This is a genomic window from Lentimicrobium sp. L6 (assembly GCF_013166655.1).
GTDB lineage: Bacteria > Bacteroidota > Bacteroidia > Bacteroidales > UBA12170 > UBA12170.
Genome location: NZ_JABKCA010000012.1, coordinates 29358 through 51711 on the forward strand (window position 1 = coordinate 29358; position 22354 = coordinate 51711).

19 protein-coding genes are annotated in these 22354 nt (G+C 35.8%); 8 read left to right on the top strand and 11 right to left on the bottom strand.

Translation table 11 applies throughout. The annotated features are described in order from the left end of the window. Window positions 1-92: 92 nt before the first annotated feature. From HNS38_RS04535 to HNS38_RS04550, 4 genes are all read right to left on the bottom strand, one after another. Entirely contained in the window at window positions 93-668 is a 576-nt protein-coding gene (locus HNS38_RS04535; protein ID WP_172279463.1) for a hypothetical protein, read from the bottom strand. A gap of 8 nt (window positions 669-676) precedes the next feature. Beyond that, window positions 677-1375, bottom strand: a complete 699-nt coding sequence (locus HNS38_RS04540) for a hypothetical protein (RefSeq protein WP_172279465.1) — start codon at window positions 1373-1375, stop codon at window positions 677-679. A 334-nt stretch (window positions 1376-1709) separates the two neighbouring features. Continuing rightward, window positions 1710-2636: an NAD(P)/FAD-dependent oxidoreductase gene (locus tag HNS38_RS04545; protein ID WP_172279467.1), complete on the bottom strand. Its 927-nt coding sequence runs from the start codon at window positions 2634-2636 to the stop codon at window positions 1710-1712. Window positions 2637-2756: 120 nt separating this feature from the next. After that, window positions 2757-3110, bottom strand: a complete 354-nt coding sequence (locus HNS38_RS04550; protein WP_172279468.1) for a thioredoxin — start codon at window positions 3108-3110, stop codon at window positions 2757-2759. A gap of 485 nt (window positions 3111-3595) precedes the next feature. Between HNS38_RS04550 and HNS38_RS04555 the strand changes: the two genes are divergently transcribed. From HNS38_RS04555 to HNS38_RS04565, 3 genes are read left to right on the top strand one after another with little or no spacing between them, the layout of a single operon-like run. Further along, entirely contained in the window at window positions 3596-4333 is a 738-nt protein-coding gene (locus tag HNS38_RS04555) for a polyprenol monophosphomannose synthase (RefSeq protein WP_371742930.1), read from the top strand. A gap of 48 nt (window positions 4334-4381) precedes the next feature. Then, window positions 4382-5728, top strand: a complete 1347-nt coding sequence (locus HNS38_RS04560) for a dihydroorotase (protein WP_172279472.1) — start codon at window positions 4382-4384, stop codon at window positions 5726-5728. Beyond that, window positions 5728-6150: a toxin-antitoxin system YwqK family antitoxin gene (locus HNS38_RS04565; protein ID WP_172279474.1), complete on the top strand. Its 423-nt coding sequence runs from the start codon at window positions 5728-5730 to the stop codon at window positions 6148-6150. The genes HNS38_RS04560 and HNS38_RS04565 overlap by 1 nt, the downstream gene beginning before the upstream one ends. A gap of 99 nt (window positions 6151-6249) precedes the next feature. On the opposite strand, the gene clpB is transcribed toward HNS38_RS04565, so the two are convergent. Beyond that, window positions 6250-8841, bottom strand: a complete 2592-nt coding sequence (clpB, locus tag HNS38_RS04570) for an ATP-dependent chaperone ClpB (RefSeq protein ID WP_172279476.1) — start codon at window positions 8839-8841, stop codon at window positions 6250-6252. 360 nt (window positions 8842-9201) lie between these two features. On the opposite strand from clpB, the gene HNS38_RS04575 reads away from it, so the two are divergent. Next, on the top strand, window positions 9202-9711 hold the full coding sequence (locus tag HNS38_RS04575) for a CAP domain-containing protein (protein WP_172279478.1): 510 nt from the start codon (window positions 9202-9204) through the stop codon (window positions 9709-9711). Window positions 9712-9777: 66 nt separating this feature from the next. Here HNS38_RS04575 and HNS38_RS04580 read toward each other — a convergent pair whose 3' ends face one another. Both HNS38_RS04580 and HNS38_RS04585 read right to left on the bottom strand, forming a co-directional pair. Further along, window positions 9778-10281, bottom strand: a complete 504-nt coding sequence (locus HNS38_RS04580; RefSeq protein ID WP_172279479.1) for a ferritin family protein — start codon at window positions 10279-10281, stop codon at window positions 9778-9780. Between the two features lie 181 nt (window positions 10282-10462). Then, on the bottom strand, window positions 10463-11467 hold the full coding sequence (locus HNS38_RS04585; RefSeq protein WP_172346064.1) for a YhdH/YhfP family quinone oxidoreductase: 1005 nt from the start codon (window positions 11465-11467) through the stop codon (window positions 10463-10465). Between the two features lie 134 nt (window positions 11468-11601). Here HNS38_RS04585 and HNS38_RS04590 point away from each other — a divergent pair, with 134 nt between their 5' ends. Beyond that, the gene (locus HNS38_RS04590) at window positions 11602-11928 is read left to right on the top strand and encodes a helix-turn-helix domain-containing protein (RefSeq protein ID WP_172279483.1); all 327 of its coding nucleotides are present in this window, start codon (window positions 11602-11604) and stop codon (window positions 11926-11928) included. Between the two features lie 384 nt (window positions 11929-12312). Here the strand turns inward: HNS38_RS04590 and HNS38_RS04595 are convergent, their stop codons facing one another. Then, window positions 12313-13461: a DUF1343 domain-containing protein gene (locus HNS38_RS04595; RefSeq protein ID WP_172279485.1), complete on the bottom strand. Its 1149-nt coding sequence runs from the start codon at window positions 13459-13461 to the stop codon at window positions 12313-12315. An 82-nt stretch (window positions 13462-13543) separates the two neighbouring features. Between HNS38_RS04595 and HNS38_RS04600 the strand changes: the two genes are divergently transcribed. From HNS38_RS04600 to ychF, 3 genes are all read left to right on the top strand, one after another. Next, window positions 13544-14791 carry an ABC transporter permease gene (locus HNS38_RS04600; protein ID WP_172279487.1) on the top strand — a complete coding sequence of 416 codons (1248 nt, stop codon included), beginning with the start codon at window positions 13544-13546 and terminating at the stop codon, window positions 14789-14791. Between the two features lie 159 nt (window positions 14792-14950). Beyond that, complete coding sequence (locus HNS38_RS04605; protein WP_172279489.1) at window positions 14951-15502, top strand: 1-acyl-sn-glycerol-3-phosphate acyltransferase; 552 nt, start codon at window positions 14951-14953, stop codon at window positions 15500-15502. 21 nt (window positions 15503-15523) lie between these two features. Further along, window positions 15524-16618, top strand: coding sequence for a redox-regulated ATPase YchF (gene ychF, locus HNS38_RS04610; protein ID WP_172279491.1), 1095 nt, complete (start codon window positions 15524-15526; stop codon window positions 16616-16618). Window positions 16619-17651: 1033 nt separating this feature from the next. On the opposite strand, the gene HNS38_RS04615 is transcribed toward ychF, so the two are convergent. The 3 genes from HNS38_RS04615 to HNS38_RS04625 all read right to left on the bottom strand — a co-directional run bounded on the left by HNS38_RS04615 (window position 17652) and on the right by HNS38_RS04625 (window position 22093). Continuing rightward, on the bottom strand, window positions 17652-18572 hold the full coding sequence (locus tag HNS38_RS04615) for a hypothetical protein (protein WP_172346066.1): 921 nt from the start codon (window positions 18570-18572) through the stop codon (window positions 17652-17654). Window positions 18573-18632: 60 nt separating this feature from the next. Continuing rightward, the gene (locus tag HNS38_RS04620) at window positions 18633-20582 is read right to left on the bottom strand and encodes an adenylate/guanylate cyclase domain-containing protein (protein ID WP_172346067.1); all 1950 of its coding nucleotides are present in this window, start codon (window positions 20580-20582) and stop codon (window positions 18633-18635) included. Window positions 20583-20776: 194 nt separating this feature from the next. Then, the gene (locus HNS38_RS04625) at window positions 20777-22093 is read right to left on the bottom strand and encodes an acetyl-CoA hydrolase/transferase family protein (protein WP_172279512.1); all 1317 of its coding nucleotides are present in this window, start codon (window positions 22091-22093) and stop codon (window positions 20777-20779) included. Window positions 22094-22354: the final 261 nt, after the last annotated feature.

Genomic DNA, 22354 nt, shown 5'->3' on the forward strand with positions numbered 1-22354 from the left:
TGCTAATAAAATGATTTGAAGATTTTTCAATGGCAATGGAGTTAATAAAAAAAGAGCAGCCTGATCCTAAGAACCGACTGCTCAAATTTAATCTATTTTGAAGTCTCAGCAACTCTAATGTCGCCTAATAAAACGTCCCAGAAACCGATAGTTCTACCACCAATTTGAGTTTCTTTACGTTTTACATAAACGGTGATGTCTTTCTTAGTTGTATCCACATAAGTTAGGTCATCGCCTTTTTTACCTTCAAACCTTTGGTAAATGGTAATTACTCCCACATAAGTGCCATCAGGTTGAGGCTCTAAATCGCTAATGTATTGTATGTTATACCAACTGATAGTTACTTGGTCATAATTTAAGGCCATTAATCTATTTAAATATTTACGTACAGTGTAGTATTTAATGTCTTTTCTATATAACGAAGAAACACCAATTTGACTATTTGGTGCAAAAAGTTCTAATGTTCTGTCAATCACACGATTGGCTTCAGAAAAGCTAGTTTCTTTACTTCCAATGATGCTGATATACCTGCTTAAATCTTTTACCTTTTCCATTGCTAGGCTATCGATGGCTTCTTTTCTTTCAGGAGAAATTTCATCTTGAGCCCATACCTGCGCTGTTCCTAAAAAGAGAAGAGCCAGGATAAATATTTTCGTTACTTGCTTCATCTTGCTAATTATTTTTTAATGAGTTCAATTTCAATAATTTTTCCCATATCATCATATTTCAAATTGTCAATTTCTTTGTCATATTTTTTGACATCTTTCAAATAATTCAAATATTTCTCAATATAAGTTGGTCTATCGTAGTCTTTTTGATTATCACCATAAACACTTAAAATAATCAGTACTGGTACATCTTTTGACGCATATAGTGATAAAGCTCTTTCAATGCGAGAGTTAGCTTCGTTAACTGATGGTGCAGAAGCGACGGCATAGAAATGGGAGTTGATATTATCTAATTGACCTTGCTTCTGATTTTTGGCTTCTTGTTCGGCCCGTAAACGAGCTTCTTCCTCTTGGCGTTTTAGCATTTCTTGGCGTTCTTTCTCCAGTTTAGCTTCCACCTGATTGATTAAATCCTCAACTTCAGGATCGCGTAATTGCATGGCTACTATTCGGTCGAACTCGTTTTTCTTTTCTTGCCATGTTTTAGGATTGTCATCGCGCAATAGATCCTTTAAGCTTGCTTTGGCTTGCGCTATCTGGTTGGCCAGTTCTATGGCTGCTTTTTCTTCGGCTATCTTTTTCTTACTTTTACAAGAAGTTCCTCCTATGGCAATAAATAAAGCCAATAGAATGATCATCACTTGAGGAAAGCTGATGATTCTAGTCATTGATTTACCCTCTTTCATTTGCTTAATATTATATTTCAATTTATTTGTTTAAATCCAAAATTAACTGCAAAAATAGTGAAAATCGCTATGTGATTGACACTCTAAAATTGCTTATTTGTCCTTCCTTTATTTGAGTGAATTCACTCACCTGCTAGAAAACCAGTAATGTCATAACGTTTACTATTTAAAAGCATTGCAAAAGCCCATGAATATTAAGTTTCTTTAACAATTGAGAGATGATTGGTTTAGGGGTGATTTAGTGTGAAAGAATGGTTTTTTACGTGTAAATAATATCTACCCTTAACTCTTAACAACAAAAGAGGCCAAAATGAAAATCATAATGGCCTCTGCAGTAAATAGATATTGTTTGTATTTAATTCTTATGAATGTATTCAAGAGCAGCCAAGGCAGCAATGGTTCCATCAGAAACAGCTGTGGTTACCTGACGGTATTTTTTTTGTAAGGCATCGCCTGCGGCATAAACGCCTTCTAGGTTGGTTTGCATGTCCTCGTTTACTAAGATTTCTTTTCTCTCGTTTAATTTTACAGGACCATTATGGAGAAAATCGGTATTGGCTTCATAACCAATAAAAACAAAGGCCCCATCTATCTTTTTGGTATGCGTGCTGCCATCTTTTACATTTTCGATAATGGCTTCTTGGAGGGCATCCTCTCCCTTGAATTCTAATACTTTAGAACTCAATATGTAATCTATTTTCTCATTGGCTTCCATTTCACTCACCGCATAATCAAAGGCTTGCCACTGATCTAGAATATGAACGATAGTTACTTTAGAAGCATATTTGGTTAGTGAAACTGCTTCTTCTAAAGCCGAGTTTCCACCTCCTACAACAATTATATTTTTGTCTTGAAAGAAATCACCATCGCAGGTTGCACAATAGCTGATTCCACGACCTTTATATACATCTTCTCCTTTAGCGCCAATCATTCTGGAACGGCCTCCGGTAGCTAAAATAATAGCTTTTGCTGTGAACTTCTCTCCACTGCTCAAGCTTAAGCTTTTAATTTTAGTATCTAACTCTAATTCATTAACTTGTATATTGCTTTTGATGGTGCAGCCAAATTTTTCGGCTTGCATTTGCATGGTACTGGCTAACATATATCCACTTGTACTTTCAATTCCAGGATAGTTGGCTATTTCATGTGTTAAAATGGTTTGCCCACCGGGAATACTGCTATCAATAATCAATACTTTGGCTTTGGAGCGTGCCATATATATACCTGCAGTTAATCCTGCAGGTCCTCCTCCTAAAATAATAGCATCAAAATCTGTTTGCATTTCTTTAATCTTAAAAATGAAGCCCAAGGGTTATGATATAACCCAAAGGGCTTCGAACATGAAAATTTCTTTATTCTATCAGTAAAGCGAAACATAAAAGTAACACTTTATAAACAAACTCTATTTAGCGAATTCTACATCAATCACAGACTTAATCATATCCATACTCTGAATACTACTCACTGCTTTAGCCACTTTTCCACCTTTATAATAAACCACAAATGGTAATCCCATAAAGTTCCTACACTCAGGAAGGTTTCTAATGATTGCAGCTTCCGGGCTGTCGAACATCATATCGCGGAATGCAACGTGATCATAATCTCCACTTTCTTCTAATGTTTTCATTGATCCGTATACTGGAATACACATTGGACCCATACGGCCACAGCATACCATTACATTTTCTTCTTGGTTAATTAATTCTGTTAATTCAGAACCTGTAGCTACGTGCTTTAAATTTGTTGGTAACGTCATTTTATTATATTTTTTATTGTTTAATTTCTAGAATGCAAATATACATAAATAATGCCAATTGGTGATACTAAAGCGATTTAAAGTATTTTGTCAGTCTGTCAGTAGAAATGCTGTCAAATCGTTCAAAACAGGCAGTAGGTTGTCAGTTTTGCAATGCTTTGAGTGTTATTAATCGATTTTTTGTTTGCCCCAAACCCTGAGGGGAGCCAAAAATCGTAACTTTCCTCTCATAATAGTATTTACGTTTTAAAAGCTCAATTTTCAATGTTACCAGAATCTTTCAAATCAGGCTCCCTTTAGGGCCAGGGCAGAACTGATTTGGAATGTCAATAGTGGCAAATCAATTTTACAACAGTTTGCTATATCCTAAGATAAATTAATATTCAAGCTAATTTTGCTAAAAATCAGAGAAAAGAACAATCCAAAGGCAAATTAATAGAATTTAACTCTTATGCTCTTCAAATAATTATTATTTTCGCCACAAAATAAAGCAAGTGTCAGATAGTATAGTGATCATACCTACATATAACGAGAAAGAGAATATCGAGAATATTATTCGTTATGTATTTAGTTTATCAAAGCCATTTCATGTTTTGGTTATTGAAGACAATTCCCCCGACGGAACTGCAGCCATAGTGAAATCCTTAATGAAAGAATTTCCAGGTCAGTTATTTATTGAGGAAAGAAAAGGTAAATTAGGATTGGGTACCGCCTATATTCATGGATTTAAATGGGCATTAAACCGCTCCTATGAATATATATTTGAAATGGATGCCGATTTTAGTCATAATCCTGATGACTTATTAAAATTGTATCATGCTTGCCATGTGGACAAAGCAGATATGTCCATTGGAAGCCGTTATATCACAGGAGTAAATGTGGTTAATTGGCCTATGGGAAGAGTTTTGATGTCTTATTATGCCTCTGCCTATGTGCGTTTGGCAACAGGTTTGAGCATTAGAGATACCACTGCAGGCTTTGTTTGTTATAGTAGAAAAGTATTAGAAACAATAGATTTGGATAAGGTGAGGTTTACTGGTTATGCTTTCCAGATTGAAATGAAATTTACTTCTGTAAAACTGGGATTTGATGTGAAAGAAGTTCCTATTATTTTTACTGATAGAACTCTAGGTACATCAAAGATGAATAAGAGTATCTTTACAGAAGCTATATTTGGTGTGATGCAGTTGCGCTTTAAAAAAATCAAACCCAAGAGGGCCTAAAATTTGTCTGATTCAGGCGAATAGGCAATGGGTCTAAAAATCTGAATGATGAGCAATTTTTTCTTAAAGAATGCTTTGGTGATTAATGAGAACCAAAAGCAATATGTAAATATCCTGATCCAGGATCAATATATTTCAAAAATTTATAATGCTGATGAGCAACCTGAGCTTCCAGAAAATTGTGAGGTGATGGATTTAACAGGAAAATGGATACTTCCCGGGGTGATTGATGATCAGGTGCATTTTCGGGATCCTGGTTTAACCAAGAAAGCCAATATGATTTCTGAATCAAGAGCAGCGGTATCCGGAGGAGTAACCTCATTTATGGACATGCCCAATACTATTCCAAATGTGCTAACTCAAGAAATACTAGAAGAAAAGTATCAGTATGCCTCTACACGTTCCTTGGCTAACTATTCCTTTTATATGGGTGTGAGTAATGATAATGCTGAGGAGGTTTTAAAGACAGACCCAAAGTCTGTTTGTGGAATTAAGATATTTTTAGGAGCAAGTACGGGTAATATGTTGGTTGACAATCAAGCGACTTTAGAAAAGCTTTTTGCTGAAGCTCCCATGTTGATAGCAGTACATTGTGAGGACGAGCCAACAATTCAGGCCAATCAGAATGCGGCTATTGGGAAATATGGTAACGATATTCCAATAAATGTCCACCCTGATATCCGTTCTCATGAGGCTTGTTATAAATCGAGCTCTTATGCTGTGGAAATGGCTAAGAAATACGGGACTCGTTTACACGTTCTTCACCTTTCAACCGCCAAAGAGACTGAATTATTCACTAATGAACTTCCTCTAGAAGAAAAGAAGATTACTGCCGAGGTCTGTGTTCATCATTTATGGTTCGATAGAAGAGACTATGATGAAAAAGGAACACTCATCAAATGGAATCCTGCAGTAAAAGATAGAGCAGATGCCGATGGTTTGCTGAAAGCCTTATTAGAAGGAAAGATAGATGTAATTGCTACAGATCATGCACCTCATCAGTTGGTTGAAAAAGATAATCCATATCTTAAAGCTCCTTCCGGTGCACCTATGGTTCAACATTCTTTGGTAGCGATGTTAGAAATGGCCCAACAAGGAAAGCTTAGTGTAGAGCAAGTGGTTGAGAAAATGTGTCATCATCCTGCAAAGCTTTATCAGATAGAGAAAAGAGGGTTTATACGTGAGGGATTCTTTGCAGATTTAGCCATTATAGATCCTGTTAAACAATGGGAAGTCAATAAAGACAATATCCTATACTTATGTGGTTGGAGTCCTATGGAAGGACAGGTATTTAATTCACAAGTATGCAAAACCTTTGTAAGTGGACATTTGGTTTATAATGAAGGAGATTTTAACGATACAGTTAAAGGTAAACGCTTAAGTTTTGATAGGTAATGATAAGAAAAATTTTTTATTTATTCGGGATATTATTGGTGATGTCATCCTGTCAAACCAAAGAGATTCAGGTAGTAGAACAGATTCATGAGGATGGCAGCCCAAAAATAGTTTTCGACTATTTGGTAAAAGGTGCTGATAGTATTGCTTTGCATGAGGTTCAGTATCATGACGATGGTTCCGTTTTGTTAGAAGGAGTTTATGAGGATGGTTTGAGAGAAGGAGAGTGGTTGAGTTGGTATCCAGACGGAACCATATGGTCAAAAGGCTATTTCAGCAAAGGAAAACGCAGTGGAAAATCATGGGTTTATCATCCCAGTGGAAAACTCTATATGAAAGGCTCATATGAGGAGGGAAAAAAAATAGGAGTCTGGTTGGTGTATGATGAGGAAGGTGTTGTTATTGCTAAGAAGGAGTTTTAGGTTTGCAAAGCCCAGCAAGATGCACTTATATAATTATAGAAAAAACCAAACTTATCAAGTTTGGTTTTTTTTATGAATGTCAATCATTGAAAACAATAATTATTCATTTTTAAATTGCAGTAAATGACCATCATAGTCAATATTTATGGGTATTTCTTTTTGAATATTACCAGCAAGAATTAACTTGCTCAATTCATTAAGAATGTTTCTTTGCATAAACCTTTTGATGGGTCTGGCACCAAATTGTGGATCGTAGCTCATCTTTCCAATATAGCTGATGGCATCCTCTGTGATTTCTAGTTGAACTTGATTTTTGCTCAAGGTCTTTTTTAAATCCTCAAATTGAATTCTAATGATATCTAATATCTCATTTTCTTGAAGAGGGGTAAACATTACTACTTCATCAATGCGATTTAGAAATTCGGGTCTGATGCTTTTCTTTAATGCCACCATGACCTCTTTACTGATTTGCTCCAATTTCTCAACCCTGTTTTCACTATTTAGTTCAGTCAATTGATCCTGAATAATAGAGGAGCCCATATTGGAAGTCATAATGATGATGGTGTTCTTAAAATCTACCACACGTCCTTTGTTGTCTGTTAGTCTTCCATCGTCAAGAACTTGGAGGAGGATATTGAACACATCGGGATGTGCTTTTTCAATCTCGTCTAACAAGACAACCGAATAGGGTTTGCGGCGTACAGCTTCTGTTAACTGACCACTTTCATCATAGCCTACATAGCCAGGAGGCGCTCCAATAAGCCTTGAAACGGCATGTCTTTCCTGATATTCTGACATATCTATTCTTACCATATTGTTTTCATCATCGAAGAGAAACTCAGCTAAAGCTTTTGCTAATTCGGTTTTCCCAACTCCAGTAGTTCCTAGGAATATAAATGATCCTATGGGTCGCTTCTCGTCCTGTAACCCAGCTCTACTTCTTCTAATAGCATCCGCTACGGCAGTAATTCCTTCTTCTTGTCCAACTACTCTCTTATGCAATTCCTCTTCTAAATGAAGCAGCTTGGCTTTTTCGCTTTGAAGCATTTTTGAAACTGGAATACCTGTCCAACGAGAAACGATATCTGCAATTTCTTCGTGGCCAACCTCTTCATTAATCATTGGATTGTCGCTTTGCATTTCTTTTAAGGCTGTGCGATATTTTTCCAAATCTTGTTGGGCTTGTTCCATTTTTCCATATCTAATTTCTGCGACAATACCAAAGTTTCCAGCTCGTTCCGCTTGCAAAGCTTCTTGCTTTAAATCTTCAATATGAGCCTTTTCTTTTTGTATGGATTCCACCTTTTCTTTTTCCGATTTCCAGCGGGCTCTTAATGCAGTAGCTTTTTCATTTAAATCGGCCATTTCGCTATCTATCTCGTGAAGTTTGAATTTATTCTTCTCTCGTTTAATGGCGACTTTTTCAATCTCCAATTGCATGATTCTTCTTTCCAACTGCTCCAGTTCTTCCGGAACAGAATTGATTTCTAATCGAAGTTTTGCTGCTGCTTCATCAATTAAATCAATCGCTTTATCTGGTAAGAACCTGTCAGAGATATATCTTTGAGAAAGCTCAACAGCAGAAACAATCGCGTCATCGAGTATCCTTACATGGTGATGGGTTTCGTACTTTTCTTTTAAGCCTCTTAGAATGGAAATAGCATCAGCCGTATTGGGTTCTTGAACCATTACTTTTTGAAACCTTCTTTCCAGGGCTTTGTCCTTTTCAAAATATTTCTGATACTCACTTAATGTGGTGGCTCCAACAGCTCTTAAATCGCCTCGGGCTAATGCTGGTTTTAAAATATTGGCGGCATCCATAGCGCCTTCACCTTTTCCAGCACCAACCAGGGTATGTATCTCATCAATAAAGAGTACGATATCTCCATCTGATTCCACCACTTCTTTAACCACGCTTTTTAATCTTTCCTCAAATTCTCCTTTGTATTTTGCACCAGCAACCAAAGCGCCCATATCTAGGCTGAAAATTTGTTTATTCTTTAGGTTTTCGGGAACGTCTCCATCTACAATCCTGTGTGCAATACCTTCAGCAATAGCCGTTTTACCAACACCTGGCTCTCCAATAAGAATAGGATTGTTCTTGGTTCTTCTGCTTAAAATTTGTAATACTCTTCTAATTTCATCGTTTCTACCTATTACGGGGTCTAATTTCCCTTTGGCAGCCAAAGCGTTTAAATGAAGGGCATAACGATTTAAGGCATTGAAGTTGGATTCTTGGGAAGAAGACTCAACCTTATTGCCTTTCCTTAATTCCAATATGGTTTTCTTTAATTCTTTTAATTTAATGCCGCTATCCTTTAATAAATCAGCAGTTTGATCTTTTTGCTGAATAAGACTAAGTAAAAGGTGTTCAACAGAAACAAAACTATCTCCAAATTCTTTTAGTATTTCTTGTGCTTGTAATAAGGTTTTGCTACCTGCTTGTGAAAGATATACTTGTCCACCATTGGTTTTAGGTAGTCTGGTATTGATAGCATCTAAGGCACTAGATAGTATGTTTTTATTGACGTTTAATTTCTCCAGTACTACAGGAATTAAGTTCTCCTCGGTTTCAAGTATTCCTTTTAATAAATGACTGTTTTCGATTTGAGTATTATTATTTTGAATAGCTAATTCCTGAGCTTTTTGTATGGCTTCTTGTGATTTTATGGTGAATTGATCTAAGTTCATTTTTCCTCCTATTTTGTTATTATTTGTTTTTATTCCCTAGTCAATTATTGAGCCAAGCTAAAAGCAACTATATGAACGGTAATAATGGCAGGTAAAAACATTTCTGTCTGCCAAAAAGACAGCGGTTGGTTTTTTTAAGTATTTGATAGATGAGTTTTATACCGATGATAAAATGGCTTTGGTCTTAAATCAATAAAAATGCATCATTTCCTATCGGCATTAACTATTGTAATGTGAAATGTTCTTAAAGCTAATTTCGTTAGTCAATTATTATTACAACTGTAATTAGTGGAAAGCTCGTTAAAAAAAACATAAAAAGAATATCCAGAGTGTTTTTTCGTTTTATATGAAAGCAATAAAATGAAAAGCATTCAAATCATACTCACCATACTATTTTCTTCATCCATCATTTTTTCACAAAACTGCCCAACAGGAGAGGAGCGCATCGAAAGCGTTAACTCTTCATTTGAAAAAGAGGTCCTCAGATTGACTAATAAAGAAAGGAAGAAGAGAAGCTTGAGTCCTGTGAAGTATGACGAGAAATTAGCTCTTGCGGCAAGGTATCATGCTAAAGATATGGCTATGGAAAACTATTTTGAACATGATTCTTATGATAGAGAGAAAAATAGGCTTAGGAAATCCTGTGATATATTTGAAAGGATAGGAGCCTTTGCCAATTATAATTATTTGGCTGAGAATATATCTGCTGGACAATTAACTCCCGAGGAGGTTTTAAAAGCATGGATGAAAAGCCCTGGTCATAAAAAGAATATCTTAAACAAGGATATGACTTTGCTAGGAGTAGGTTTCTATGAAAATGAAGATTCTGAATATGGAGTTTATTGGGTACAGAATTTTGGTGGAAATTAATCCCATAAAAATGAAAAACCCTTTCCATAGGATATAGAAAGGGTTTCTAATATTTTTTCATCAGGTTTAGAAAGGCCAGAAATTATTGTCATTCCAAACATCAGCTTTTAATTCTTCATTGAGTTCATGAAGCATCTTTTGATGACCCATTTCCCATTTTGCCAACATCGTATAAAGCGCTTTTTCATTAACATCAACTGCTTCTTCAGCTCTGCTTGAGTAAATTTTCACTGCACGATCTTCAAAATCGATAGCAGCAGAAATAGCAGCAGCTTCAAAACTTGCAGCGTCGATTTCTTTTTTCATTTGGTCTGTTAAAACCTTAAGAGCTACTTCATCTTCAGCTGGTTCTTCAAAACCTTCAACAGAAATAAATGCTTTCGTTTTCTCGTAACTTTTAAATTGCTCAGATAAAAACTTGATATGCTCGTCTTCTTCTTCAGCCATCATCTGGAAAATCTTCTTTGCAGACTCTGAATCAGACTTCTCTGCTACATTGCTGTAAAAAGCTTTTCCTCTTCTTTCTAATAAGATAGCTTCTTTTAAAATATCGGTTGCTGTGCGTGCCATAGTATTTGCTTTTTAATAAGAAACAAAGATAAAAAAACTATCCATCGACTTCTTGATTTTGTAATTAATTGGGAAAAATACCTAAGGAATATGGCTTGTTTTATCCTTTATATCCCTCATCATACACATTTGCTAATAAAAACCCAGAATGGAAGTTTTATGGAAACAGAATTATACGAGTTTAATCTAGCATTTTAATAATAGTTCGGCCTTTTAATTTACCTTGAAGCATTAATTTAATTTTTTCCTGTACTTCATCTATTGTTATTTCCGTACAAGTATCTGCTATTTGAGCTGGTTTCCATGCCTGGGCTAATTGCTTCCAAACTTTAGTTCTATATTTCATAGGATAGTTCTGAGAGTCAATTCCGATTAGAGAAATGCCACGTAGGATAAAAGGAAATACTGTTAAATCAAGCTTTGGAGAAGCTACATTACCACAACAGGTCACGGTTCCCATGGGTTTGGTGGCTTTAATGATATTTTCTAAGATTACACCACCAACAGTATCGATTCCTCCAGCAAATAGTGGTTTTAATAGTGGTTTCTTATCGAAGTTCTCAATTTCGCTGCGCAATAATACTTCTTTTGCTCCTAGATTTATTAAGTAATCTCTTTCTGCTTCCTTACCTGTAATAGCAACTACCGAATATCCTAGTTTACTTAAGATAGAGATACTTAAAGCACCAACGCCTCCTGTAGCACCTGAGACTACAATATTTCCATCCTCTGGTTTTGTTAATTCCGTTAGACGTAAAACAGACATTCCTGCAGTTAAGCCTGCAGTACCATATATCATGGCTTCTTTCATGGTCATGTTTTCGGGCAGTTTAATCGCCCAATCGCTAGGGACTTTTATATATTCGGCAAATCCACCATCGGTATTCATACCTAAATCATAACTGGTCACTATCACTTTGTCTCCAATTTTAAAAGAATCAGTGCCTGATTTTTCGATGATACCAACGGCATCAATCCCAGGAGTGTGAGGATAGTTTTTGGTCACACCTTTGTTTCCAGATGCAGACAAAGCATCTTTATAATTCAGAGAGCTATAATGAACTCTAACTAAAATTTCGTTATTCTCAATAAGGCTAAATTGCGTGTCCTTTATGGAGCCTTTGTAGATTCCATTTTCATCACTTTCTACTCGAAAGGCTTTAAATTTTATAGGGTCATTATTCATCTTTAGTCGATTTATTTTGTGTAATTTTAGCAAATATCTAGATGAAAAAGTGACTTAGCAATAACAAACAAAAGGTAGGCTAACGAACATTTATTTCTGAATTGTTCATTTTCAAAGTTTTAGGAAATAAAAAAATGAAAAAAAGTTACTGTCCGATTGATACATTTATAAATGTAGTGAAGGGAAAGCGAAAAGCTACTATTGTTTTACACCTTTATCAAGGAAATAAAAGGTATGGAGAATTGGTAAAACTTTTAACCGATATTAGTGAAAGAATGCTGACAAAGCAGCTAAAAGAATTAGAGGAGGATGGATTGATTACAAGAACGGTTTTCCCCGAAGTTCCTCCTAAGGTAGAATATAGTTTGACTGAACTAGGGTTTGAAATTCATCCTGTCCTCAAAGCCATGTATAAAGGAGGTATTGTTTTTGAAGAAATACTTGAGCAATCAAAATCCTAAATTCCTGTTCTGTTTCCAGAATACTGGTCATCCCTATGTGTAGTGAGGGAGCTTTAATAATTCTTAGAACGCTATTGGCGATAGATTGATTAACAGGGGGCTTGGTTTTCAATAATTCTTTCTCTTACTTTTTTCCAGGCATGAGAGTCCATCAAACATGATTTTTCAAAGCTGTAATACATCTTTTTAAAGCGTGACAAAGGTATGGCTAGGCTTAAGATATGGGCTTCCACACATGGTCTAACTGAAGGATCGAATAAACCCAGAAAAACGCGTTGTCCAATTTTTCTGTTTTCAACAAGAGTTTAGGAAATTAAGGAAGAGCAACCTGAACCAAAAAAATAGAGTTTGTTTTTTTATATGGCTAACTCAGTTTCTCTTTCACTAATACAACAAATAATTCTCCCGTTTTAATTTGAATTCATCCAAATCTGCTTGCCAGCTCTCTCTAATAGACTCCTCCGATTCGCCTGCTATTATTTGTTGGCGTAGTTTTGATGTCCCGGATAGTTTTTCAAAGAATGGGATGAAAAACGCATCTTTATCGGTATAGCTGTTGTAGAAATCAATCAACCATTTTAAATTCAATTGATTGGGTTTTTCTTCAATATTGGGATAGAGCTTTCTTAAATCTAAACCATAGCAAACTTGATCTTTAAACTTTGGATTTGCGCTGACGCCGGCTATGCTTTTGGGGGTGAATTGAAAACTTTTCTCAGGATAATCAGGAAAGCCAATGACTTGAAAAGGAAAATCAGTTCCACGACCGATGCTCATCTTTGTTCCTTCGAATAAGCAAAGCGAAGGATACAAATAAATAGAAGCAAAATTAGGAAGATTAGGGGAGGGCTTCACTTGAAGATTATAGCTTTTTTGGTGATCATAGTTTTTTAATTCAATAATGGTCAAGTCGCATTTTTTGCTATTCCAATTTTCACCATTAATCATGAGAGCCAATTCTCCATCGGTCATACCGTAAACTATAGGAATCGGCATTAAACCCACAAAGCTCTCATTCTCTTTTTCCATAATAGGCCCATCCACATAATGGGAGTTGGGATTGGGTCGGTCGAGTACAATGAGCGGAATATCATTCTCTGCACAGGCTTCCATCATATATTTTAAGGTAGAAATATAGGTATAAAATCGAGCGCCCACGCCTTGTAAATCAAATATCATGATGTCGATACCAGCCAATTGCTGGCTATTCGGTTTCTTGTTCTTTCCATATAGGCTCAAAACTGAGAGACCGGTTAAGGGATCCTTTCCATCTTTTACATGGGCACCAGCTTCTGCTTTTCCTCTAAAACCATGTTCCGGGGCGAATACTTTTCTGATATTAATGTTGTGTTTTAAAAGACTGTCAACCAGGTGTGTATTGTTAATGAGACTACTCGGATTAGCCACTATGCCTGCTCTTTTTCCATCTAAAAGACTTAGATATTCTTGAGTTTGATAAGCTCCAGGTAGGACCTGCCCACAAGCCGTTTGGAAGAGGGCAATAAAAATGATTATGACGATATGATTTTTCACAACTTGTTTTTTCTATTTTTACACAAAAATAGGAATCTTTCATTAAGAGTCCATTTTATCATTAGAAACCTCAACAAGAAGTATGCAAATCTGGAAAAATCCGAAAATATTAGAATTTTTTTTAGCAGCAAGAGTCATTAAACCTGCTAAAGGAAGTTTTTCTGGGCCTATCATATTGATTTCTATCATTAGCTTGGTTTTAGGCTTGTCGGTCATGTTGATTTCTTTAATGGTGTTAACAGGATTTAAAAAGGAAATAGGCGAAAAGCTCAGTGGTTTCACCGGTCATATTCATATTGTAAAATATAATTCTAATAATTCTTTAGAACTTCCTCCTTTAGATATTGACAGCCTCAATTTTTCCAATCTAGAAAATATAGAAGGTGTTAAGCATGCTCAAGTATTTATTTCTAAAGCTGCTATTATTCGTACCGATGCGGAAATGCAAGGGATTATGGTCAAAGGGGTGGGTAATGATTTTGATACCACATTCTTCTCCAATAATCTCACCCTAGGAAAAGTACCTGATTTTTTCGGTGAACAGAAAACGAATGAGATACTGATTTCCCAAAAATTATCCCAACTGCTAAATATTCAACTTCATGATAAACTCCGCGTCTATTTTGTAAATAATGAGACCGGACAACTTAGAGGAAGAAGATTAGATGTGATTGGGATTTATCATACCGGAGTGGAAGAGTTTGATGAGCGATTTGTGCTGGCGGATATTCGACACCTTCAGAAGCTTAATAATTGGGGCGATGATATGGTAAGTGGGATAGAGCTATATGTGGATAATTTTGATGAACTACAAAAAGTGGAGGAACAGGTATATGAAGAAATCCCCTACGATTTAACCACAGAAAATGTAAAAAATAGATATCCTCAAATTTTCGATTGGCTGGAACTACAAGATATTAATGTGATTGTGATTTTGGTATTAATCATATTAGTGGCCACGGTGAGTATGATCTCTACGCTATTGGTCCTGATTTTAGAACGAACTCAAATGATAGGTGTATTAAAATCCATGGGAGCACGTAATTCTTTAATTAGGCGGGTGTTTCTAAGTCAAGCAGCCTATATCATCATCATAGGCTTATTCTTTGGTAATCTATTCGGAATTGGCTTAGGCTGGCTACAAAAGACTTATGGTTTAGTAAAACTCGATGCAGAAACCTATTATATGTCTGTTGTTCCTATTAATATCGATGGGCTGTCTATCCTTATCCTCAATGCAGCTACTTTGCTATTGGTTCTGCTTTTTATGGTGCTCCCTGCAATGGTCACTTCCCGAATTGAGCCTGCTAAGTCTATTCGCTTTGATTAGGTTTAAGTGCTTTAAAGCTGGGAGATGCATTTAATTCCCCATGAATAGCCTCAAATGAAACTCCTTTTTCCTTCATTTATTTATAGCTAATAAATCTATTCTCAATATTTTAAATAAATCAATCAATTCAATTATCTTTGCGCCCGTTAATAAATGAAAATGGTAAGATTTCTAAGTAAAGCAGCATTAAAACTTTTTGGCTGGAAAGTCGAAGGCGATTTCCCTGAAGGTAAAAAGTTTGTGATTATTGCAGCTCCTCATACCAGTGGCTGGGATTTTGTTTTAGGAAGACTTTATTATAATACTATCAGCAAGTCGGTGAAGTTTATAATAAACGAAAAGTTCTTCTTTTTTCCTTTAGGAATATGGTTGAAATCCTTAGGAGCTATTCCGGTGAAAGCTGGACGTAGAGTGGGTTTAGTAAAGATGATGGTGGATGAGTTTCACAAACGTGATGAGTTTTTATTGACCATTACGCCCGAAGGAACACGTAAGAGAGTACGAAAGTGGATGCGAGGATTTTACTTTATCGCTAAAGATGCTCAGGTTCCTGTTGTCTTAGGTTTTATCGATTATGAAAAGAAAACCCTAGGAACCAAGACTACCATTCATTTAACAGGAGATGAAAAAGCAGATTTTGAAACCATCAGGCAAGTATACCTTGAGGTTTCTGCCGCTCATCCAGAAAAGTTTAATAAAGAATCATTTTAGAAAATTCAAAGAAATAGCATTATGGCATTAAAATGCGGTATTATTGGTTTGTCAAACATTGGTAAGACAACTATTTTTAATTGTGTATCGAATACAAAAGCGGAGACTAGCAATTTTGCTTTCTCCACAAATAAGTCAAATATTGGAATGGTAAACGTGATAGACCCTCGTTTAAAGGTTCTTTATGATATTATGAACTCTGGCAAAATTATTCCTGCTACTGTGGAGTTGGTTGATATTCCTGGTTTAACAAAAGGTTCTAGCGAAGGGGAAGGTGTTGGTAATAAATTTCTTGCCGATATTCAGCAAACCAATGCTTTGATTCACGTTTTAAGATGTTTCGACGATGAAAACCTTCCTCATATTGAAGGTGGAATAGACCCTGTTCGAGATAAAGAAATTGTGGATTTTGAGCTTCAAGTTCGCGATTTAGATTTAGTGGAGCGTAAAATAGAGCGTTTAGGTAAATTGGTAAAAGTAGGTGACAAGGTCGCCAAACGCGGAGTTGAAATTTTGACCAACCTCAAAGCCTTTTTAGAGGATTTTGGTAATGTGAGAGATTTTGATGTTAATGAACAAGATCATAAAGATTTTATCTTAGATATGTATCTATTGACCGACAAGCCTACTCTTTATGTTTGTAATGTGGATGATGCTTCCGCTGTTGATGGTAATGACTATGTAAATAGTGTAAAAGAAGCAGTTGGTAATGATGGTGAGGTTTTGATTATCGCGGGATCCTTAGAAGCAGAGATTGCGGAGTTAGACGAAGAAGATCAAAAAGAATTTTTAAGTGATGCTGGTTTAACTGAGCCTGGAGTTGGTAAATTTGTAAGGGGAGCCTATCATTTATTAAACCTTCAATCTTTCTTTACTGCCGGACCTAAAGAAATTCATGCTTGGACCATCAGAAAAGGTACTAAAGCACCGCAAGCAGCAGGTGTTATTCATAGTGATTTAGAACGTGGTTTTATCCGCGCTGAAGTGATGCACTATGAAGATTTCGCTGAATTGGGTTCTGAAGCAGCATGCCGTGATAAAGGAAAACTTCTCATTGAAGGAAAGAATTATATAGTAGAGGATGGTGATATTATTAATATTAGATTTAATGTGTAAATAATCTTCTAAACCATATTTGAAACCACAAATGCATTCAGTGTATTTGTGGTTTTTTTGTTTATAGGAGTGAGATGATTCTCTTTAGCAGTGGTTGAAAATTCAATGGAATGAAAAAAACTTGGGGGCAAGTTTTATTTCTGGGGGGGTAAAGCAAAAATAGGTTCTATTCTGAATTCTTGGTGAATTGATTTTACATTCATCAATAATTATCACCGTTCAGACTGTTTGTGCAGTAAGTATCATGATGTTTTGAAAGACACTATTTAATATGTCTTTATACTTTTTTGTGGAAAAAAGTAAGCAAAAAGCCATCCCAAACAATAGCCAGCCCTCCTCTTCCAGATTATTGATTTAACTAGCAAAGTAGAAAATAATAACCTATGAATTACGGATGTTTACCAGGTTTAAAAGCCTTGTTTTTTATTCCTTGCTTTTATTATGTCATTATTTAAAAGCTAAAGCCCTTTGCTGTTAAATCTAATATTCTGAAATTCACCTCTAAAGCCGCTTTCTGTTTGGGAGAGGCCTTCCCGCTGTCTCCGAAATAAGATAAATAGTATATATAATAATTTGTGTATCAGATAATAACCAAACTCATACAAGCACACCTGATGCTATGCAAAGTTTATAAAGACTTCCGCAGGAATGTCTAAGCCGCCTTATATCAAAGTCGTTAAACGGAGCAAATGGCTTGAAGGAATAAAAAACAATACTGTTTGACGCTCGTTAGTGACAATCCCTAGGATGTCACTAAAAGGAGGAGTTTATTGTTTTTCCGGAAAGGCATTTGTGGAGTAGACTTTGATATATAGCGGAGGTTTTTGTAATACTTTTTTGAAAAAGTGTTGAAGTAAATACATTTTACGATGTTTCAGTTTAGCTGAACAATTTGAGCAATATTGTTAATCGCTCCATAAACTATCAAGAATACAGTATGACTAGATTGTACATCCCAAGAAAAACACATTTATCCAAAACTTGCAGCTCGGGAGAACTGTGCTACTGCTAAATCAACCAACAACCATCAATATTACAAACTAAAGGCCATACGAAGATTAAGCAAAAAAGATCGAGTAGTTCCATCTGCACGTACTTCTCTTGTGATTGGAGGTGCAGCTAGTTGTAATTCAGTATAGAACTGCTCCGAAAACTGATATCGCCATGCGGTATAGAGATTCAAAGTAAGTCCAGTGCTATTGGCTATTTCCTGGTATTCGTCATTTACTTTAATTTCATCTGCTTGAATTCTGAAAATAGGTAATACTCCAGCTTTAAAGCTTGACTTTTTCTTCCCCTGAAATCTTTTTTCAAATCGAACCATCACGTCATCGCCTCTTTTTAAATAGGCTGAAGAATGATATTTGGCTGCATCACTATCTAAAAGGAAGTCACTGGATAAAAAGGTATTCTCGGTTGTGTTAAAAGCATGTTGATAACCTGCTGCAAAAAGCCAAGTTTTAAAATTCCATTGTAGCGAAGTAATAAGGTCATTGGTTCCGGAGCTTTGTTGGTAAATCATGGGTAAAGCCATGCCTTGGTCTAATTTATTGGCATCCCCTGTGGCAATTTTACCTGCTATAAGCCAAGAAACTTGATGATCTGCATTCTTAAATAAGGGCGCATTTAAGCTTAATATAATATCCCCAATTCCAGAAGTGGTTGCAATATTACCAAAAGTAGTGGAGTAGGGAAGCGCAAGTCCAAAAGACCAACCTTTTTGGTTTTGAATTTGATAGCTTATTACAGAACCCAATATCCAAGATTGTTGATCACCTAGGCCTATTGAAGGGGTTAAGCTAAAGTGATGAGCTAATTTCTTAGAGCTTGGGGCGTCAAACTGTTGAGTTACGGAGCAAACTCCAGCATCCGAGCAACCTTGAGAAAATATAGGATTAGTGGCTAGGAGTAAAAATAGTAACAGAGTAATTTGAGTTATTTTTTGTGTTTTCATAAGGTGTTTTCTCTTTTGGTCGATAAGCTTCAGAAAATCTTACACTAAAATGATGAGGATTTAAGCTTTTTTCACAAACCACATTTCCATTTCACCTTTTCCTTTGGCTTGTATTTTGCCTCGTGAAGTAAATTGGAATTGGGATTCATCTTTGATGAGTTCATAGGTATATTGTGAGATGTTTACCATTCCAATTTCACCGCTGCTTTCCATTCGGGCTGCTGTGTTTACAGTATCTCCCCAAATATCGTATTGGAATTTTTTCACTCCCACAATTCCTGCTACCACTGGACCGGTATGGATTCCCAAACGCATTTCGAAGGCCAACTTATTTTGAGCTTGTTTTACTTTTATTCTCTCACTTACAAAATCCTGCATTTCAATTGCAGCGAGGATAGTATTTTTAGTAGACGATTTTGAATAAACGGGGACTCCTCCGGCTGCCATATAGGCATCACCTATGGTTTTAATCTTTTCTATGCCATATTTTCCACAGATATGGTCAAAGGCTATAAAGCATTCGTTTATTTCTTCTATCAGCTCTTTGGCCGTTAAATGCTCCGATTTCTGGGTAAATCCTTTAAAATCGGTAAAGAGAATAGAAACCAACTCAAAATCTCGAGCTTCTGCTTCTCCTTTTTCTTTAAGTTCTTCTGCAATTTCTTCGGGTAGGATATTCAATAATAAGTTTTCCGATCGGTCTTTTTCTTTTTGTAAAATGGCTTTTGACTTTTTAATATAAGACCATCGGCTATAAAGTCCCCCAGAAACAAACAAAAAGAAGATACCAAAGCCTATAGCCAAATTCCTATTTCGGTCTTTTGTCCTCATCACAGCTTGATGATACATTTCTACCTTTAGGTCTTTTTCTATCTGTATTAAACTATCCGCCTGAACTTGTCGCTTAAACTCTAGTTGTTGCAATCGAATGGCTGTTTCTTCTGATTTTAGACTGTCATTAAAATATATTTTATTCTCTAAATAGTTTAATGCTTCTTTCTGGTTTCCAATGGCTCTGTAAGCTTTAAATAAACCATCACTTGAGGATTCTTGATTGCCGATATCACCCAAATCTTTTGCCAATCTAAATCCTTCTTCATAACTGGAAATTGCTTTCGTAAATCTTTTTTGTTCCATATAAATATCTCCCATATCGATAAGGATATTTGAGATGCCAAGAGTATATCCTATTTGCTCATTAATCAATTGACATTTCTTCAATTGTTCTAAAGCATAATCATATTCACCTCTCTGTGCATAAACATTAGCAATGCCAGTTAGTGCAGCAGAAACCCCCATTAAATCATTTGCTTGCTCGGATAAAGCCAGTGCCTTTTGAAAGTAGGTTATGGATTGGGTATGTTTTTCCTGAATGAAATAAAGGTCGCCAATATTATTATACATGGAGGCATTACCTGATTCGTCATTGTATTCATTATTGACAGCAATGCTTTTAAAATAGTATTCCAAAGACTTTTGATATTCACCTTTAGCTTTATAAATACTTCCGTATTCATTATAAACAGCACTGATTCCGAAGTTGTCATCTAGTTCTTGGTAAATCTTTAAGCACTTTTCATAAAAGTATAATGCTTTAATAATGTCTTCATTTTCATGATAAAGATAACCTGTTTTTAATAGGATATCAGCAGATCTGAGTTGGTAATCGATGCTATCTGATAGCCTTAATGCATGATTATAAGATTCTAAGGCTTGAGGATATTTCCCCAATCTGAAATACATATAGCCATTTTGTTCCATAGCATCTACTTTGCCTCTTAGAAAGCCAATTTGATGACTAAATTCATATAATTCCTGGTTTAAGAGAATTGCAGAGTCAGGTTGATTATTTAAAGGTCCTTTCCATATATAATCCATTAAAGCCAGGGCTCGCATTGTATCTTCAATACTTGGGTTTTTCCAAACCGCCCATAATGAATCTAAATGATGTTGGCCTTTTATATTAAAAGCTATTAGCAGTAATAATAGGAATAATGTTTTTCTTTTCATTAGCTTTTAATTGTTAATTTCAAATCATAAGATGTGATCCGATGATTTTGAAAGGTAAAGCTAAAGAAATTACTTAATTAATTGGAAGTGAAAGTGCTAATTAATAAAATGATAACATTTTAGAATATGACTAAAAAAAAACAAAACCCCAATCCAAAAAGGAAAGGGGCTTCAATATATAAAATGCTTGTATCCTATTTTTGTGAATCAGGAACAAAATGGAAGTGAGGACCAAAGCGTTCAAAAGCAGCTCTGTCTAGTTCTTCTCTATGCTCTGGGTGTGCAATACTAATCAATAGTTTTGCTCTATCTTGTAAAGTTCTACCATAAAGATTAACAGCACCATATTCAGTCACCATCCAATGCATATTCGAACGTGTTGTTACTACGCCAGCACCAAGATTTAAAACGGGAGCAATTTTACTCACCCCTCTTCCAGTTACTGACGGCATAGCGATGATTGGCTTTCCACCTGGGCTCATACTAGCTCCACGAATAAAGTCTATTTGTCCACCTACACCAGAGTAGAATTTAGTTCCAATACTATCAGAACAAACCTGACCAGTAATGTCAACCTGAATAGCAGAATTGATGGCAGTAACTTTAGGGTTACGGCAAATCATGTTGATATCATTAGTATAGCTTACATCTTTCATGACTACACCTGGGTTATCATCTACGAAATCGTATAGTGTTTTACTACCCATTAGGAAAGTAGAAACCATTTTCCCAACATCAATTCCTTTTTTAGCACCATTTACTACTCCGCTTTCTACCAAAGGAAGAATACCATCGGCAAACATTTCAGTATGAACCCCTAAGTTTTTGTGATTTCCCAATTGAGCTAAAACCGCATTAGGAATGGCCCCAATACCCATTTGTAATGTTGCACCATCCTCAATTAATTCAGCTACATTTTTACCAATAGCAATTTCTACATCATTTGGAGCACCAAAAGCAGCTTCGATAAGCGGAGTATCATCTTCGCAGAAGATATCAATCATATTGGCACTTATCATGGCATCGCCAAAGGCTCTAGGCATATTCTTATTGATAACAGCAATTACGGTTTTTGCAGTCTGAACAGCTGCAAGAGTAGCATCCACAGAAGTTCCTAATGATACATATCCATGCTTGTCGATAGGAGAAACTTGAATCATAACCACGTCAACAGGTGTGTATCCTTCACGAATTAAACGCTGAGTTTCTTGTAAGAAAACAGGAATATAATCGGCATAACCAGCTTGTGTATCCTTACGAACATTATGTCCTACAAAAAATGATTCCAATTGAAAAATACCTTCAAATTCTGGATTTGAATAGGGAGCAGGACCTTCAATGTGAAGATGCTGAATTCTGACATTATAAAACTCTTTTCTTCTTCCTCTTTCGCACATGGCTTGAATGAGCTTTTGAGGAGCACAAGAAACACTGTGCATATGGATTCTGTCGTTTGACTTAATTACTTTCACTGCTTCTTCGGCAGAAACAATATTGATATTCTTCAACATATTAAATGGTTTTTGTATTAAAAATGGCTGCAAAAGTATTATTTATTATGGAGAAAAAGCGCTGATTCCTTCCCGAAAAATAAGCTATTGTGAAATTTATAACAGTTCTAATTTGTGGCTTCACTCTCCATTAATAATACTAATGAGGTTGTTTAATTGAAATGGCTTATTAATCAGTGTTATACGTAGTTTGTATAGTGATGTTTATCTAAGCCCAGATTATAAATGGGGTTATTTTTACAGGCTATAAATTATGAATAT

Coding starts and splice junctions, on each gene's coding strand:
- HNS38_RS04535 (WP_172279463.1), bottom strand. CDS start 668: ATGAAGCAAGTAACGAAAATATTTATCCTGGCTCTTCTCTTTTTAGGA.
- HNS38_RS04605 (WP_172279489.1), top strand. CDS start 14,951: ATGGTAAGATTTCTAAGTAAAGCAGCATTAAAACTTTTTGGCTGGAAA.
- HNS38_RS04575 (WP_172279478.1), top strand. CDS start 9,202: ATGAAAAGCATTCAAATCATACTCACCATACTATTTTCTTCATCCATC.
- HNS38_RS04580 (WP_172279479.1), bottom strand. CDS start 10,281: ATGGCACGCACAGCAACCGATATTTTAAAAGAAGCTATCTTATTAGAA.
- HNS38_RS04615 (WP_172346066.1), bottom strand. CDS start 18,572: ATGAAAACACAAAAAATAACTCAAATTACTCTGTTACTATTTTTACTC.
- HNS38_RS04545 (WP_172279467.1), bottom strand. CDS start 2,636: ATGCAAACAGATTTTGATGCTATTATTTTAGGAGGAGGACCTGCAGGA.
- HNS38_RS04620 (WP_172346067.1), bottom strand. CDS start 20,582: ATGAAAAGAAAAACATTATTCCTATTATTACTGCTAATAGCTTTTAAT.
- HNS38_RS04565 (WP_172279474.1), top strand. CDS start 5,728: ATGATAAGAAAAATTTTTTATTTATTCGGGATATTATTGGTGATGTCA.
- HNS38_RS04600 (WP_172279487.1), top strand. CDS start 13,544: ATGCAAATCTGGAAAAATCCGAAAATATTAGAATTTTTTTTAGCAGCA.
- ychF (WP_172279491.1), top strand. CDS start 15,524: ATGGCATTAAAATGCGGTATTATTGGTTTGTCAAACATTGGTAAGACA.
- HNS38_RS04560 (WP_172279472.1), top strand. CDS start 4,382: ATGAGCAATTTTTTCTTAAAGAATGCTTTGGTGATTAATGAGAACCAA.
- HNS38_RS04585 (WP_172346064.1), bottom strand. CDS start 11,467: ATGAATAATGACCCTATAAAATTTAAAGCCTTTCGAGTAGAAAGTGAT.
- HNS38_RS04590 (WP_172279483.1), top strand. CDS start 11,602: ATGAAAAAAAGTTACTGTCCGATTGATACATTTATAAATGTAGTGAAG.
- clpB (WP_172279476.1), bottom strand. CDS start 8,841: ATGAACTTAGATCAATTCACCATAAAATCACAAGAAGCCATACAAAAA.
- HNS38_RS04625 (WP_172279512.1), bottom strand. CDS start 22,093: ATGTTGAAGAATATCAATATTGTTTCTGCCGAAGAAGCAGTGAAAGTA.
- HNS38_RS04550 (WP_172279468.1), bottom strand. CDS start 3,110: ATGACGTTACCAACAAATTTAAAGCACGTAGCTACAGGTTCTGAATTA.